The following is a 14509-nucleotide window of genomic DNA, read 5'->3' on the forward strand; positions in this document are numbered from 1 at the left end:
CATGACCACCATTCAACTGCGCAATCTTCGCAAATCCTTCGGTGCCTTCGATGTCATCAAGGGCATCGACATGGATATCCGCTCTGGCGAATTCATGGTTTTCGTCGGCCCTTCCGGCTGCGGCAAGTCCACGCTTTTACGCCTCATATGCGGGCTGGAGGAAATCACCGGCGGCACGCTTTCCTTCGGCGGTGAGACGGTCAACCGCCTGCCGCCCGCCAAGCGCGGCGTCGCCATGGTCTTCCAGTCCTATGCGCTTTATCCGCATATGACCGTGTTCGAGAACATGGCCTTCGGCATGAAACTATCAGGCGCGGACAAGGAACAGCGCCGCAAGCGCGTGGAGGCGGCAGCCGAAATGCTGCAACTCACGCCCTATCTGGAACGTCTGCCGAAGCAGCTTTCCGGCGGCCAGCGCCAGCGTGTCGCCATCGGCCGTGCCATCGTGCGTGATCCGAAGGTGTTCCTGTTCGATGAACCGCTCTCCAACCTCGATGCGGCGCTGCGCGTCGCAACCCGTCTCGAAATCGCCAAGCTGCACCGGGAGATGCATGACACGACGATGATCTACGTCACCCACGACCAGGTGGAAGCCATGACGCTTGCCGACCGCATCTGCGTTCTGCGCGATGGCCGCGTCGAACAGATCGGCACGCCGCTCGAGCTTTACGAAAGCCCGGTCAACACCTTCGTTGCCGGCTTCATCGGCTCGCCGAAGATGAACTTCCTTGCCGGCAAATATGCGGAAGTCGAAGGTGCCGCGACCATCGGCATCCGCCCCGAACACCTTGCGATCGGTGCCGGTGAGACCGGCTGGAACGGCGAAATCATCCATTCGGAAATGCTGGGATCGGACAGCTACATCTATGTCGAGATTGGTGCTGGCGAACCCATCGTCGTTCGTGAGGAAGGCGTGACCGACCGCAAGCCGGGAGAAAAAATCGTTCTCGTGCCGGATGCGGCGCAGATCCACCGCTTCGACGCGCAGGGCCAGGCCCTTGCCCGCAATCCCGTGCGCGGCGCCGCCTGAACAGTTAACTTTCGCCGGATCACCCAAGCTTCCGGCCTTCACCAAGGAGCAAGAAAATGACCATCAACACCGTTGTATGGGGCGAAAATATCCACGAACACATCAACGAGACGGTGCGTTCGATCTACCCCGATGGTATGCACAACACCATTGCCGATGCGCTGAATACCAACCCTGAGATCAGCGCCACCACCGCCACGCTTCAGGAACCGGAACACGGCCTTTCGCAGGAGCGTCTGGACAAGACCGACGTTCTGGTCTGGTGGGGCCACAAGGACCACGGTGCGGTTCAGGATGAAATCGTCGAGCGCGTTGCCAAGCGTGTCTGGGAAGGCATGGGCCTCATCGTCCTGCATTCCGGCCACTTCTCCAAGCCTTTCAAGCGACTGATGGGCACGCCCTGCGCGCTTAAATGGCGTGAGGCGGGCGAACGCGAACGCCTGTGGACGATCAATCCGCGCCACCCGATTGCAGCCGGCCTGCCCGAGCATTTCGAGCTGGAAAACGAAGAGATGTATGGCGAGCAGTTCTCCGTGCCGGAGCCGCTGGAAACCGTCTTCATCTCCTGGTTCCAGGGCGGCGAAGTCTTCCGTTCTGGCCTCACCTGGCGCCGTGGCGCAGGCAACATCTTCTATTTCCGCCCCGGTCACGAGACTTATCCGACCTATCACGACGCCAATGTACAGAAGGTCATCAGCAATTCGGTGAAATGGGCCTATAATCCGGTCGGCGCACTGAAAAGCATTCATGACGCCCCCAACGTTCCCGTCGACAAGGCGCTGGAGCCTATCGAAGAACGCGGCCCCAAGCTGCACAAGGCAGGCGAAGCAGGTTACAGGTAAACAGCCATGAGACTTCTCATTCTCGGAACCGGCGGCATGGCCAACAACCATGCCACATATTTCTCGCAAATCCCCGGCGTCGAACTGGTGGCTGCGGTGGATGTGGATGATGTGGTTGTGCGGGGCTTTGCGCTTCGCCACAACATTCCACTCTCCTTTACCTCGCTGGATGACGCGATTGCCTGGGGCGAGTTCGACGCGGCGGCGAATGTCACGCCTGACGCCATCCACCACCCCACCAGCCTAAAGCTGCTGGCGGCCGGCAAGCACGTCTTCTGCGAAAAGCCGCTGGCGGAAAACTACGCCAAGGCCGCCGAAATGGCCGATGCCGCGGAAAAAGCGGGCCTTGTTGCCATGGTCAACCTCACCTATCGCAATGTCGCCCCCTTGCAGGCGGCACGCGAAATGGTGCTGGCCGGCAAGATCGGCAAGGTGCGCCATCTGGAAGCCTCCTATCTCCAGAGCTGGCTCGTTTCCAAGGCCTGGGGCGACTGGATGACGGAGAGCAAGTGGCTGTGGCGGCTCTCCACCAAACACGGCTCGAACGGGGTTCTCGGCGATGTCGGCATCCACATTCTCGACTTCGCCTCCTATGGCGCGGGCAGTGATGTGGAACGCATCTTCACGCGGCTGAAGACCTTCGACAAATATGAGGGCAACAAGATCGGCGTCTACGATCTCGACGCCAATGACAGCTTCACCATGACCGCCGAGTTGGAAAACGGCGCCATGGGCGTCATCCATGCCAGCCGCTGGGCAACGGGGCATCTGAATGAACTTCGTCTGCGCATCCATGGCGACAAGGGCGCGCTCGAAGTCATCCACACGCCTGACTATTCCAGCCTGCGGGTCTGCATTGGCGAGGATGTGGAGAAGGCAATCTGGAAGACGATTGATGTGGAGCCGGTGCCGACGAACTACGAAAAATTCGCCAAGGCGGTGATGGAAGGCGGCGTTGCCGACCCCGATTTCCGCCATGCCGCCAATCTGCAGAAGGTGCTTGATCTCTCGATCATCGCCGACCGTGAACGGCGCGAGCTGGCCGTTTCGGCCTGATTTGCAGAAGAGCGGCGGCGCAAGTCGCTGGTAGGGAGGAGTGATGTTCCTCCACATCGCTCCTCCCAATCGACGTCATCCTCGGGCTTTGACCCGAGGATGCATATCCTTCAACGGCGCGTGGATTCTCACCTCAAAGGCGAGGATGATGGGGAAAGGCATGTGCCAATCCGCATCCCTTCAAACGCCCCGCTTATTTCCCCACAACAGAACATGCAGCTGCGGCAGAACACGAGCGGAAAACCAGCGGTCTTCGCTCACCTTGTCCACCAGCCACAACATCCGGTCCATGACCCCCTCGATATCCACGCGCGCGTCGTCATCATCGGGCGGCGGCGGGGTGTGGTTTCCGGGCTGGAGGTAGACCGGCAGACGTGGGAAACGCGCGGATGCCGCTTTGGCATAGGCATAATCCGCATCGTCGAAAACCACGATCTTCAGCGCCACCTGCGGTCCGTCGCCGGCGGCGGTAAGACAGTTTTCGAATGCCTGCCAGTCCGTTTCCATACCACTCGATGGCGGTTTCGGGCTCAGCACCAGATGATCGAGATCGGCGAACCAGTCTTTCGCGATGCTGCCCTGCGTTTCCAGCGCGAAACGATAGCCCTCGCCCTGCCCCTTCGCGATCAAGGCCCCGAGGGGCTGGATGGCGGGATTGCCGCCTGACAGTGAGACCGTCAGCGGTACGCCGCCGGAAAGCCGACGCACCTCCTGCCAGATCGCCTCGACAGGCATCGGTTTCCATGTGTCGCGGTACTCGCTGTCGACGGCATGCAGCGTATCGCACCAGGAACAGCGGTAATCGCAGCCGCCGGTGCGCACGAATACGGTCGGCAGGCCAATCAGCGGCCCCTCGCCCTGAATGGTCGGGCCGAAGATTTCGCTGATGCGGATCGCCGTTTCCTTCGCTGCAACCTTCCGTGCAGCCGCCGTCATGGCCGGTATTCCGCCCAGGTCTTGGCGGTTTCGCTCACCCGCACGGCGCTGGTTTCCGGCAGGCTTATCTTGCACCAGTCATAAAAATGCTTCGCCAGACATTCCGCCGTCACCCGGTCATGGCCGAGAACGTCGTTCAGGTGGCGATGATCGAAATGGCTGTCGATATAGTGCTTCAGTGGCGCAAGCTCATGATAGTCGCGCACGAAACCGTGCTCGTTCAGCTCTTCACCAGTAAGCTCGACCTCGACGATGTAATTGTGCCCATGCAGACGGGCGCACTGGTGATCAGACGGCAGGCTTTTCAGCTGGTGCGAGGCGGAGAAATGAAACTCCTTGGTGATGCGGAACATCAGCGCACCTCCTGCGCCGCATAGGCATGAGTCGCCGCCACCCAGAAATCGGGGTCCTCATAGTCGGTCGGGTCGGTGACGCCCGCCAGATGAAAGGCCTCGCGCCGTTCCACGCAGGTGCCGCAGCGGCCGCAATGGCGTAGCCCCCCCTTGTAGCAGGACCATGTTTCGCCGAAGGGCGTGCCGTATTTCACGCCATCGGTAACGATCGCCGCCTTGGAGACCGTGACGTAAGGCGCAAAGAGCTTGACGTCGGCGTAACCTTCCAGCGCATGCGCCTGCATGGCGTTGAAACTGTCGATGAAGCCCGGCCGGCAATCGGGATAGATGAAATGGTCGCCGCCATGCACGGCGATTGCCACCGCATCCGCCTGCTGGGCGGCGGCAAGGCCGAAGGCGATGGTGAGCATGATGGCGTTGCGGTTCGGCACCACGGTGGAGCGCATGGTCTCCTCCGCATAATGTCCGTCCGGCACCGCAATGTCGTCCGTCAGCGCCGAGCCGGTGAGATGCGCACCGATGGCTCTGATGTCGATGACATGATGCGGCACGCCGAGACGCCTTGCGCAATCGGCGGCGAAATCCAGTTCCTTCTTGTGGCGCTGGCCGTAATCGAAGGAGACGAGAGCGAGAAGTTCATGTTCCGCCGCGATTTTATGCGCAAGCGAAACGGAGTCCAATCCGCCGGAGCAGATGACGATGGTTTTCATAAGTTGGGATCCCTTGTTTTGACCGGGTGGGCTGCGACCGGATTACGGCGCGGCTTTAAACCAAACGGGCCGTCTTGTGAAGGGCTTTACCGAATTCGCGGGAAATCCGCTCCATCACGAAATCGCCCCGCCGCAGAAACAAGACGAAACAATCGGGACATATGCCGGAAACCGGCGCGATCTAGAACGATGACGAATTCACTGTTCTTGAAGGGTCGTGCCAATGATGGCGGCTGATACGTTTCTGTTTTCGCTGAACAATCTCAGCTCGCTTGGCACCGGTATCCTAATAGTTGTTGCGGGTATGTTTTATGTCACACTCACCGTTCGCGGGCTGATCGCCGCTCTACGACATGGATGAGGCTCTTAAGCCGAAACGTCACCGGCTCAGACGCTATCTCGCGACTGGCCTCGTCGTCGCATCGGCAGCGCTCGTCGCCGCAATCGGCATCGCCCCGTTCGTCTTTCTGATCTGGATGGTCAGGACGGTTACACGCTGGCTCGGTCTTTTTATCGGCCTTTAAAAATCGGCTATGAACACGCGACGCTCGTCATTCAAAAGGCTGAGCGGAAAAGGCCCGGCGAACTGGCAGTGCGCCGGGCCTTTTTTCTTTGACTATACGCTCAGCGCAGCAGCGCCTGCGCCTCCTCGATGCCGAGTGCTGCCGGCTGGGTGCAGGTGGTTCTCATCTCGATGAAGCGCCCTTCTTCCCCGGATTTGAGGATTGAGGTCATCACGTCGATGCCGTGCAGGGAACGATCCAGCGAGCAGCGGGCATCGCGGCCTTCCAGAATGGCAATCGCCATATCAGCAAGGCCGGCAGTGCGGTAATTAGCGCGCGGGCCGTTCGGGCTTTCCTGATTGGCGATGCCGAAGGGATGCGCCCAGTCTTCCAGCGGCTGGATATTTTTGTCCCGTCCGCTTGCTTCCACCACGCCGCCGAAGAAGTTCGGGTCCGGCACGTAGATCGAGCCTTCCGTGCCATAGAGTTCCATATTGGCGTGGCGATGCGACCAGACATCCCAGCTGGCCGAAAGCGTGATCGTTGCTCCGTTCACGAATTCCAGCAGTGCATGGATGTTGGTCGGCGTTTCGACCGGGATGATCTCACCGTTCAGCGGCTGGCTGGTCACTGTGCGGGTGGGGTTCGCCATTGACGTCAATGCGCCGACACGCTTGACCGGGCCGATGAGGTTGATGAGATTGGCGACGTAGTAGGGGCCGAGATCGAGGATCGGCCCGCCGCCCTTCAGGAAGAAGAAGCCCGGATTGGGGTGCCACATCTCCATGCCGGGGCTCATCACATGGCAGGTGCCTGACGTGATACGCCCGACCTTGCCCTCATCGATATATTGCCGGGCAAGCTGATGTGCGCCGCCGAGGAAGGTGTCCGGCGCGCAACCAACGGAGAGGTTCTTCTCCCGGGCGATACGCCGCAGTTCTTCACCCTCTTCCAGCGAAAGCACCAGCGGCTTTTCCGAATAGACGTGCTTGCCCGCCTCAAGTGCGGCTTTCGACACCGGAAAATGCGCTGCGGGAATGGTGAGGTTCACCACCACATCGATATCCTTATTGGCGAGCAGGTCCTCGATGGACTGCGCGACAACGCCGAATTCTTCCGCCCTCAGCTCCGCCGCATTGCGGTTGAGGTCGGCGCAGGCAAGCACCTTGATGCCCTTGAAGAGCGGCGCCAGCGAGAAATAAGCAGACGAGATATTGCCGCATCCGATGATGCCGACGCCAAGATCTCTGGCCATGATGAAACTCCGAAAAATTGAAACTCAATAGGTTTTGAACGATGCGATCGAGCGGGTGATGAGCCGGTCGATGTCTTTCGGGTTGTCGTGCTCGACCACGAAATGTTTCGTGGCGGATTTCGCCTTCAACGCAGCAACGAGGCCCTTCCAGTCCACTGTACCATGGCCGACATCGGCCCAGCCATCCTCATCCGCATTCTCTCCCGCAGGCGCGATATCCTTGACATGCACGGCGGTGATGCGCTTGCCGTAGCTTTCGATCCATGCGAGCGGATCGGCATTGCCTCTGATAATCCAGGCTATATCCGCTTCCCATTTCAGGTCCGGGCCGCCGGCAAAAATCTGCTCCTGCGGCGTCGAGCCATCGTCAAGCGTCTTGAACTCGAAATCGTGGTTATGCCAGCCGAAGATCAGCCCGGCATCCACGAAGGGCTTTCCGGCTTCCTGCAGGCGCTTGCCGAAGGCGAACCAGCCTGCAGCATCTGTCGGGCGCTGGTCAGGCATCAGGTAAGGGCAATAGATCGCCTCCACGCCCAGAACTCTCGCGATGTTCAGCGCCTTTTTTGGATCGCCCTCAAGAAGATCGAGACCGAAATGGCCAGTTGGCATGGTCAGGCCGTTGGCATCGAGTTCGGCGCGCAGACCTTTCAGACCAGCTTCATCCAGCGACGCATACATCGCGCCGTAGCCTTCGACATGTTTATAACCCGCCGCCGAAAGCTTTTTCAGAATATCGGAAAAAGGCTGAAAATTGCGGGCGCTGTAAAGCTGGAAACCGAGTTCTGTCATTGTCTCCTCCATAGAGATCTGGGTCTTTGGACTGTGTGGGGGAAAATCGAAGCTGTTCTAGAGCCGTTCCTCGCTTTGCGCGTCGAAAAGCGAGGCCATCGTCATGTCGAGGCCGAGGCGCACCTTGGTGCCCGGTGAAAACCGTCTGTGGCCGCCGACACGCACGGACATGGTATGCCCGGCATGTTTCAGCCAGATCAGATTGTCGGCGCCCATCGGCTCCTCGATATCGACGATCGCCTCGTGCACCTCACCGCCAACAATATCGGCATCGACGCGCACATGTTCCGGGCGGACACCCAGAACCACGGCACGGCCGGCGGCAAGCGGCGTCTCCGGATGATAACCGTCCAGCGCGAAAGTCACGCCATTGGTGGTGAAGACCACCTTGCCGTCTTTTTCAATCAATTCGCCACGCAGGAAATTCATCGAGGGCGAGCCGATGAAGCCGGCGACGAAGAGGTTCCGCGGCTTGTTGTAGATGGTGACGGGATCGGCCAGCTGCTGGATGACACCGCTTTTCATGATGGCGATGCGATCCGCCAGCGTCAGCGCCTCGATCTGGTCGTGCGTCACATAGATCATGGTGTTCTTCAGCGACTGGTGCAGCCGCTTGATTTCGACGCGCAGTTCCGAGCGCAGCTTGGCGTCGAGGTTGGAGAGCGGCTCATCGAACAGGAACACATCCACATCCCGCACCAGCGCCCGGCCAATCGCCACACGCTGGCGCTGGCCGCCGGAAAGCTCGGCAGGCTTGCGTTTCAAAAGCGGCTCGATCTGCAAGATGCCCGCCGCCCGTTTCACGCGCCGGTCGATCTCCTCCTTCGGCACCTTGGCGACCTGAAGGCCGAAGGACAGGTTTTTCTCCACCGTCATCTGCGGATAAAGCGCATAGGACTGGAACACCATGCCGATGCCGCGATCCTTCGGCTCCTCCCAGGTGACGTTGCGGTCCTTGATGAAGATTTGCCCGTCGGTCGGCTCCAGAAGCCCGGCAATGCAGTTGAGAAGGGTCGACTTGCCGCAGCCGGAAGAGCCGAGCAACACGAGGAATTCGCCGTCGTAAATATCGAGATTGAGGTCTTTCAGCACGGTAACGGCGCCGAAGGACAGGGAAAGATCGCGAATGGAAACGCTTTTGTTCATATAACTCAACCTTTTACTGCGCCTGCAGCAATGCCGCGGACGAAAAGCCTGCCGGAGACGAAATAGACGATCAGCGGCACAGCCCCGGTCAGTAGGGTTGCGGCCATGTTGACGTTGTATTCCTTCACGCCCTGCACGGAGTTGACGATGTTATTGAGCTGTACGGTCATCGGGTAATATTCCGGCCGCGTGAACACCACGCCGAACAGAAAGTCGTTCCAGATGCCGGTCACCTGCAGGATCATCGCCACGACGAAGATCGGCAGTGACATGGGCAGCATGATGCGGAAATAAATCTGCCAGAAATTGGCGCCATCAATACGAGCCGCCTTGAACAGTTCCTCCGGCAGCGACGCAAAATAATTGCGGAACAGCAGCGTCAGGATCGGCATGCCAAAGATGGTATGCACGATGACGAGGCCGGTCAGCGTGCCATAAACGCCCATTTCGCGCAGCACGATGACGATCGGATAGATCATCACCTGATAGGGGATGAAGGCGCCGATGATGAGGATGGAGAAGAACAGCTCCGAACCCTTAAATTTCCAGTTCGCCATGGCGTAACCGCTGACGGAAGCGACGATGATCGAGATGACGACCGACGGCACGAGGATGCGCACCGAGTTCCAGAATCCGCGCGAAAGCCCGTCACAGTTCAATCCCGTGCAGGCATTGGCCCAGGCCTTCACCCAGGGCTCAAAGGTGATTTCCACCGGCGGCGCAAAGATGTTGCCCAGCCGGATTTCCGGCATGCCCTTCAGCGAGGTGACAACCATCACGTATAGCGGCAGCAGGTAATAGGCGGCGGCAACGAACAGCGTGCCGTAAAGAATGATGTTGCGGCGGGAAAAGGTTTTCCTTGGCTTCTTGCCGCGCGGGCCGGAAAGGTCCCGGGCAACCGCATCGGTTGCGGCGGCGACCGTGTTCAGTGTGCTGATATTAGCCACGCTTCTTGCCTCCGAATTCGAGGTAGGCCCATGGGATGACGATGATGGCGACGGTCAGAAGCATCATGGTCGAGGCGGCGAAGCCCTGCCCCAGGTTCTGCGCCTGAAACATGTAGTCATAGACATATTTCGCCGGCACTTCGGAGGCGATGCCCGGCCCACCGCTGGTCTGCGCCACCACCAGATCGTAAACCTTGACGATGCCGCTGGCGATGATGACGAGCGTGGTGATGAAGACGGGCCGCATCATGGGAATGATGATGAGAATATAGGTCTTCCACATCGGAATGCCGTCGACGCGTGCAGCTTTCCAGATATCCTCATCGATACCGCGAAGACCGGCGAGCATCAGGCACATGACGAGCCCCGTGCCCTGCCAGAGCGCTGCAATCAAGATGCCGTAAATGACGATCTGAGAATTATAGAGCGGATCGAAGGTGAAGCTTTCCCAACCCATCGAGCGGACCACGGACTGGATGCCGAATTCCGGGTTCAACAGCCATTGCCAGACGAGGCCGGTAACGATGAAGGACAAGGCGAAGGGATAAAGAAATATCGTGCGGAAGGTGTTTTCAAACCGGATTTTCTGGTCCATCAGCGCCGCCAGCACGAAGCCGATGACGAGGCTGAAGATCAGCGACAGCACGCCGTATATCGCGAGATTCTGGATGGACACGATCCAGCGCGGCGCGGCCCACAGCCGCTCATATTGGTCAAAACCGATGAAGCTTGCCCGCGGCAGAAGCTTGGAATTGGTGAAGGAATAAATCACCGTCCAGATCGTTCCGCCAAGGAAAATCACCATGGCGGTTAGGATCATGGGAATGGAGGCAATCTTGGAATTGAGATTGCGGAAAAGCTGGTTGGGACGCCCTGAGCGCGTTTGACCTGCCATGTTACCTCCTCCTGTAACGTTACAGTCAACGACCGAGCAAAAAGCCCCGCCGCGTGAAACCCCGACCAGTGCCAACTGTTCTGGCGCAAGCCGGACGTTGGAAAGGGGAGCAGCGAACCGCTCCCCGATCCGGAGAGATCACAATCAGTCAGCCGAACCGATAATGTCCGCGAAGCGCTTCTGCCCGTCTTCTGCCGACATCGAGCCCGCGAAGAACTCCGCCATCAGGTCTTCCTTCTGTTTCTGCGTATCGGCAGAAATCAGCTGGTCGGTGCTGGTCAGCGCATTGCCCTTGGCCAGAATTGCCAGACCCTTTTTCATGCAGTCATTGGCTGCATTGAGGTCGACGTCGCCGCGGATCGGCAGCGAGCCTTTTTTCAGGTTAAAGGCAACCTGCGTTTTCGGATCAACAATGGTTGCGGCAAGAACGTCCTGCGCCTTGGTTTTCGCCTCGTCTTTCAAAACAGGGAAATAAAAGGCGTCGCCACCCGTGGTGAGGTATTCACTGAGACCCAGACCGGGAAGGCAGGAATAGTCCGTGCCGGCTTTCTGATTGGCAAGCTGGAATTCGCCCTGTGCCCAGTCGCCCATGATCTGGCCGCCGGCCTTGCCCGTTATCACCATATTCGTGGCCTGATTCCAGTCCTGAACATTGGTGCCCTTGGCCATGTCGCGGGCCTCGACGGCAGCTGCGAAAATCTTCGCCATATCAGGACCGGCTGCCGCTTCGGCATCCTTGTCGCCATAGACCTTCTGATAAAGGTCCTTGCCGCCAATCGAAAGCGTCAGCGTGTCGAACAGGCCGTTCGCCTGCCATGCCTGGCCGCCAAGCGCGAGCGGCTGGATGCCCGCCTTTTTCAGCGCCGGTGCGGCTGCGACGAATTCCGTCCAGTTCTTCGGAACCTCTACGCCCGCCTTTTTGAAGGCCGCATTGGAAAGCCACAGCCATTGCCAGGAATGGATATTGACCGGCGCGCAATAGATCTTGCCGTCGATGGTGCAGCTGTCGAGCAGGCTTGCCGGCTTGATCACATCTTTCCAGTTACCCTTTGCGGCAACATCGGAAAGATCGCGCATCAGGCCTGCCTGGACAAGCTCTTCCGCCTGCCGACCGTGGTTGAACTGGGTGGCACCCATCGGGTCGCCACCGGTGATGCGGCTGATCATGATCGGCCGGGCCGTGCCGCCCGAACCGGCAATCGCGCCGTCCACCCATTTATTGCCGGTCGCGTCGAAAGCCTTGGCCAGTTCGGCGACGGCAGCGGCTTCGCCGCCTGATGTCCACCAATGGGTCACCTCAAGATCGGTGGCCCCGGCAATACCCGCCGGAATCATGACGCTGGCCAGAAAAGCCGCAGAAATAACACGCATTCGCATGAGTCTCCTCCCTCACTGAAACGTTGCAGTTGGAACGTATGCGAAGATTTTTGATTAGGCAACCGCCTAAAATACGAATCTCGCCACCACCGTCAGGAGGCATTTCGAACGGGCAGTAAATATGCCGAACAGCCAAGCGACGCAGGGGATTGGACCGCGTAATCCAAACGCAATGCCGGTCATTTACAGACCTCATGGTGAGGAAAACAGGCGAAAGAGACCATGAAACGCTGGCATATTCTTTTGATCATCGGACTGACCGGTGTCGCATCGCTTTTACTGGCAACGTTTGAGCAGCTTATACCGGGGCAGCAAGCTTCATTGGCTATGCGCCTGCTGATCCTCGTCCAGCCGGCAATCCTGACCGTTACAGCGGTGGCAACCGGTCAGGCTCTTGCCGCGAAACTCGGGCTTAGCGCCCCGTTGATCGATAGCTGGTTGCGGGGTGACAATACGCGCGCAGTGCTGCGAAGACAGTTGCCGCCTGCGCTTGCGGCGGGCATTGCCGTCGCCGTGTTGATGATCATCTACTCGTCGGTGATCCTGCCCCTGGTCACGGATGCGGCAACCCTGGCAAAAATGACCAGATTTGACGTCCCGCTGGCGACCCGGATTTTATATGGCGGCATCACGGAAGAGCTGCTGACCCGGTGGGGCCTGATGTCGTTTTTCGCATGGGCCCTCTGGCGCATGACAGGAAGCGGGGAAATCCGATCATCTCTCGTATGGGCTGCCATCATAATCGCCGCAGCTCTCTTCGCCGCCGGCCATCTGCCGTTTCTGTTCACGATCGCCGCTCAGCCGCAACCGGCGCTCGTCCTTGCGGTGCTGCTCGGCAACTTTATTCCCGGCCTCATCTTCGGGTGGCTATTCTGGCGTCGGGGACTAGAAGCGGCGATACTGTCCCATGGCTTTGCCCATTGCCTGAACGCGCTAGCCGCCTGAACCAAAAAAGGCGAAGCGGACTTATGTCCGCCTCGCCTTATGTTCCCTTTGCATAGGCAGCGCCCCTATTGCCTCTTGTAGTCATCCTCGATGCGGATGACATCGTCCTCGCCGATATAGGCCCCGGTCTGGATTTCGACCAGTTCGAGCGGAATCTGCCCCTCATTTGCCAGCCGGTGCGGCTGGCCGATCGGGATATAAACCGACTGGTTTTCCGTCAGCAGCCGGGTTTCCTCGCCGATCGTGACAGTCGCGGTTCCCTTCACGACGATCCAGTGTTCCGAGCGGTGATAGTGTTTCTGGAACGAAATGCGGTGGCCGGGATCGACCGTGATGTGGCCCACCCGGTAACGCTCGTCCACATACATGTGTTCGATATAACCCCAGGGGCGATAGACGCGCTTGTGGGTCTGCGTCTGTGGCGCGTGTTCGCTGTCCTTCAGCTTTTCCACCAGACCCTTCACATCCTGCACCCGGTTTTTCGGCACCACCAGAACCGCATCCTTGGTGGCCACCACCACCATGTCCTTCGCGCCCACCACCGTCGTCAACAATTGCGTGGAATGGATGAGGCAGCCTTCGGAATCGATGAAGACGCCGTTACCTTCCAGTGCGTTGTCGTTGCCACGCTTGTCGGCAATCTCCCAGATCGCATCCCAGCTGCCGATATCTGACCAGCGGAAATGGCCGTGCACCACCGCCATGCGCTTGGTCTTCTCGATCACCGCGTAGTCGATCGAATTTTTCGGCGAGGCCTCGAAGCTTGCCTGATGCAGGCGCACGAAGCCGAGGTCGCTTTCATATTGCTCGACCGCCTGCGTCACCGCGGCAAGGATCTCCGGCGCGAAGGCCTTCAGCTCGGCAATCATCACATCGGAACGGAACAGGAAGTTACCGGAGTTCCAGAGATAACCTTTTTCCAAGTAGGAGATCGCCGTCTTCACATCCGGCTTCTCGACAAAAGCATCGACGGTGCTGAGGTCTTCCTCGCCGTCGATCGCCTCGCCCGGTTTGATATAACCGTAGGAGGTACGCGGCTCGGTCGGCACGAGGCCGAAGACGACGATATTGCCCTGATCGGCGGCTTTTGCGCCGAGCTTCACGGCATCGGAAAACTTTTGGGCATCGAGCACCACATGGTCGGCGGCAAGCGCCAGCACCAGGCATCCGGGCTCGCGGCGCTCGGCAAGCACGGCGGCAGCGGCCATCGCGGCGGCGCTGTCGCGGCGGGCGGGCTCAAGCACCACCGTTGCCGGCAGATCGATCTCTTCCGCCTGGCGGCGAGCGAAGAAACGGAAATCCTCGTTGGTGATCACCAGCGGTTCGGCATAAAGGCTCTTGTCGCCCACCCGCTGCAGCGTCTGCTGATAGGTCGAAAGATTGCCGACCAGCGGCTGGAACTGCTTGGGCAACTGATCGCGCGATACCGGCCAAAGCCGGGAACCAGCACCGCCGGCAAGAAGAACCGGCGTGATCTTTCGAGATTGTTCCTTCACAACAAAACCTTTCCAACTCTAAAAATTTCCCGGCGCGCCGGACAATATACATATTTCGAAATACCGCCATCATCGGTTCACGGGCGGATAAGCGCAAGCTCATAAATTCGCCTTGTGAAAGCTTGGTGAATGGCGGCGATTTGCCGGCAGGCCCCGTTTTCCTAACGCAGGAGGGAGAGTGAGGTTCCGCACGGAATGGCCGCTCACGCCGGCTCACGACAAAGAAAAA

15 protein-coding genes are annotated in these 14509 nt (G+C 59.1%); 5 read left to right on the plus strand and 10 right to left on the minus strand.

Annotation, left to right across the window (positions count from 1 at the left end; translation table 11 throughout):
• The first annotated feature begins 1 nt into the window (after position 1).
• From V6R85_RS10620 to V6R85_RS10630, 3 genes are read left to right on the plus strand one after another with little or no spacing between them, the layout of a single operon-like run.
• Positions 2–1030, plus strand: coding sequence for an ABC transporter ATP-binding protein (locus V6R85_RS10620; protein ID WP_112958605.1), 1029 nt, complete (start codon positions 2–4; stop codon positions 1028–1030).
• A gap of 56 nt (positions 1031–1086) precedes the next feature.
• Positions 1087–1872: a ThuA domain-containing protein gene (locus V6R85_RS10625; protein WP_003510932.1), complete on the plus strand. Its 786-nt coding sequence runs from the start codon at positions 1087–1089 to the stop codon at positions 1870–1872.
• A gap of 6 nt (positions 1873–1878) precedes the next feature.
• Positions 1879–2928 (plus strand): Gfo/Idh/MocA family protein, encoded by a 1050-nt coding sequence (locus V6R85_RS10630; protein WP_112958604.1) that lies wholly within the window; start codon positions 1879–1881, stop codon positions 2926–2928.
• 180 nt (positions 2929–3108) lie between these two features.
• On the opposite strand, the gene queE is transcribed toward V6R85_RS10630, so the two are convergent.
• The 3 genes from queE to queC are packed head-to-tail and all read right to left on the minus strand — an operon-like array spanning position 3109 to position 4927.
• Complete coding sequence (queE, locus tag V6R85_RS10635; protein ID WP_060724790.1) at positions 3109–3864, minus strand: 7-carboxy-7-deazaguanine synthase QueE; 756 nt, start codon at positions 3862–3864, stop codon at positions 3109–3111.
• Positions 3861–4217, minus strand: a complete 357-nt coding sequence (gene queD / locus V6R85_RS10640; protein ID WP_003506304.1) for a 6-carboxytetrahydropterin synthase QueD — start codon at positions 4215–4217, stop codon at positions 3861–3863. The genes queE and queD overlap by 4 nt, the downstream gene beginning before the upstream one ends.
• Entirely contained in the window at positions 4217–4927 is a 711-nt protein-coding gene (queC, locus tag V6R85_RS10645; protein ID WP_003506302.1) for a 7-cyano-7-deazaguanine synthase QueC, read from the minus strand. Before queC ends, queD begins: the two co-directional genes overlap by 1 nt.
• A gap of 353 nt (positions 4928–5280) precedes the next feature.
• Here queC and V6R85_RS10650 point away from each other — a divergent pair, with 353 nt between their 5' ends.
• A complete protein-coding gene (locus V6R85_RS10650) occupies positions 5281–5451 on the plus strand; it encodes a hypothetical protein (RefSeq protein WP_003506300.1) in 171 nt (56 codons plus the stop codon).
• A 100-nt stretch (positions 5452–5551) separates the two neighbouring features.
• Here V6R85_RS10650 and V6R85_RS10655 read toward each other — a convergent pair whose 3' ends face one another.
• From V6R85_RS10655 to V6R85_RS10680, 6 genes are all read right to left on the minus strand, one after another.
• Positions 5552–6685: a Gfo/Idh/MocA family protein gene (locus tag V6R85_RS10655; protein WP_003506298.1), complete on the minus strand. Its 1134-nt coding sequence runs from the start codon at positions 6683–6685 to the stop codon at positions 5552–5554.
• A gap of 24 nt (positions 6686–6709) precedes the next feature.
• Entirely contained in the window at positions 6710–7474 is a 765-nt protein-coding gene (locus tag V6R85_RS10660) for a sugar phosphate isomerase/epimerase family protein (protein ID WP_003506296.1), read from the minus strand.
• A gap of 57 nt (positions 7475–7531) precedes the next feature.
• Positions 7532–8620 (minus strand): ABC transporter ATP-binding protein, encoded by a 1089-nt coding sequence (locus tag V6R85_RS10665; protein WP_003506294.1) that lies wholly within the window; start codon positions 8618–8620, stop codon positions 7532–7534.
• 5 nt (positions 8621–8625) lie between these two features.
• Complete coding sequence (locus tag V6R85_RS10670) at positions 8626–9567, minus strand: ABC transporter permease subunit (protein WP_112958603.1); 942 nt, start codon at positions 9565–9567, stop codon at positions 8626–8628.
• Positions 9560–10462: a carbohydrate ABC transporter permease gene (locus tag V6R85_RS10675; RefSeq protein ID WP_003506291.1), complete on the minus strand. Its 903-nt coding sequence runs from the start codon at positions 10460–10462 to the stop codon at positions 9560–9562. Before V6R85_RS10675 ends, V6R85_RS10670 begins: the two co-directional genes overlap by 8 nt.
• Positions 10463–10606: 144 nt before the next feature.
• Positions 10607–11839 (minus strand): ABC transporter substrate-binding protein, encoded by a 1233-nt coding sequence (locus V6R85_RS10680; RefSeq protein ID WP_020811968.1) that lies wholly within the window; start codon positions 11837–11839, stop codon positions 10607–10609.
• Between the two features lie 222 nt (positions 11840–12061).
• On the opposite strand from V6R85_RS10680, the gene V6R85_RS10685 reads away from it, so the two are divergent.
• The gene (locus V6R85_RS10685; RefSeq protein ID WP_112958602.1) at positions 12062–12784 is read left to right on the plus strand and encodes a CPBP family glutamic-type intramembrane protease; all 723 of its coding nucleotides are present in this window, start codon (positions 12062–12064) and stop codon (positions 12782–12784) included.
• 65 nt (positions 12785–12849) lie between these two features.
• On the opposite strand, the gene V6R85_RS10690 is transcribed toward V6R85_RS10685, so the two are convergent.
• A complete protein-coding gene (locus V6R85_RS10690) occupies positions 12850–14280 on the minus strand; it encodes a mannose-1-phosphate guanylyltransferase/mannose-6-phosphate isomerase (protein WP_112346565.1) in 1431 nt (476 codons plus the stop codon).
• Between the last annotated feature and the right edge of the window lie 229 nt (positions 14281–14509).

The organism is Agrobacterium sp. CCNWLW32 (assembly GCF_037083425.1).
Taxonomy (GTDB): Bacteria; Pseudomonadota; Alphaproteobacteria; order Rhizobiales; family Rhizobiaceae; genus Agrobacterium; species Agrobacterium radiobacter.

Coding starts and splice junctions, on each gene's coding strand:
- V6R85_RS10685 (WP_112958602.1), top strand. CDS start 12,062: ATGAAACGCTGGCATATTCTTTTGATCATCGGACTGACCGGTGTCGCA.
- V6R85_RS10660 (WP_003506296.1), bottom strand. CDS start 7,474: ATGACAGAACTCGGTTTCCAGCTTTACAGCGCCCGCAATTTTCAGCCT.
- V6R85_RS10650 (WP_003506300.1), top strand. CDS start 5,281: ATGGATGAGGCTCTTAAGCCGAAACGTCACCGGCTCAGACGCTATCTC.
- queD (WP_003506304.1), bottom strand. CDS start 4,217: ATGTTCCGCATCACCAAGGAGTTTCATTTCTCCGCCTCGCACCAGCTG.
- V6R85_RS10620 (WP_112958605.1), top strand. CDS start 2: ATGACCACCATTCAACTGCGCAATCTTCGCAAATCCTTCGGTGCCTTC.
- V6R85_RS10655 (WP_003506298.1), bottom strand. CDS start 6,685: ATGGCCAGAGATCTTGGCGTCGGCATCATCGGATGCGGCAATATCTCG.
- V6R85_RS10625 (WP_003510932.1), top strand. CDS start 1,087: ATGACCATCAACACCGTTGTATGGGGCGAAAATATCCACGAACACATC.
- queE (WP_060724790.1), bottom strand. CDS start 3,864: ATGACGGCGGCTGCACGGAAGGTTGCAGCGAAGGAAACGGCGATCCGC.
- queC (WP_003506302.1), bottom strand. CDS start 4,927: ATGAAAACCATCGTCATCTGCTCCGGCGGATTGGACTCCGTTTCGCTT.
- V6R85_RS10665 (WP_003506294.1), bottom strand. CDS start 8,620: ATGAACAAAAGCGTTTCCATTCGCGATCTTTCCCTGTCCTTCGGCGCC.
- V6R85_RS10675 (WP_003506291.1), bottom strand. CDS start 10,462: ATGGCAGGTCAAACGCGCTCAGGGCGTCCCAACCAGCTTTTCCGCAAT.
- V6R85_RS10680 (WP_020811968.1), bottom strand. CDS start 11,839: ATGCGAATGCGTGTTATTTCTGCGGCTTTTCTGGCCAGCGTCATGATT.
- V6R85_RS10630 (WP_112958604.1), top strand. CDS start 1,879: ATGAGACTTCTCATTCTCGGAACCGGCGGCATGGCCAACAACCATGCC.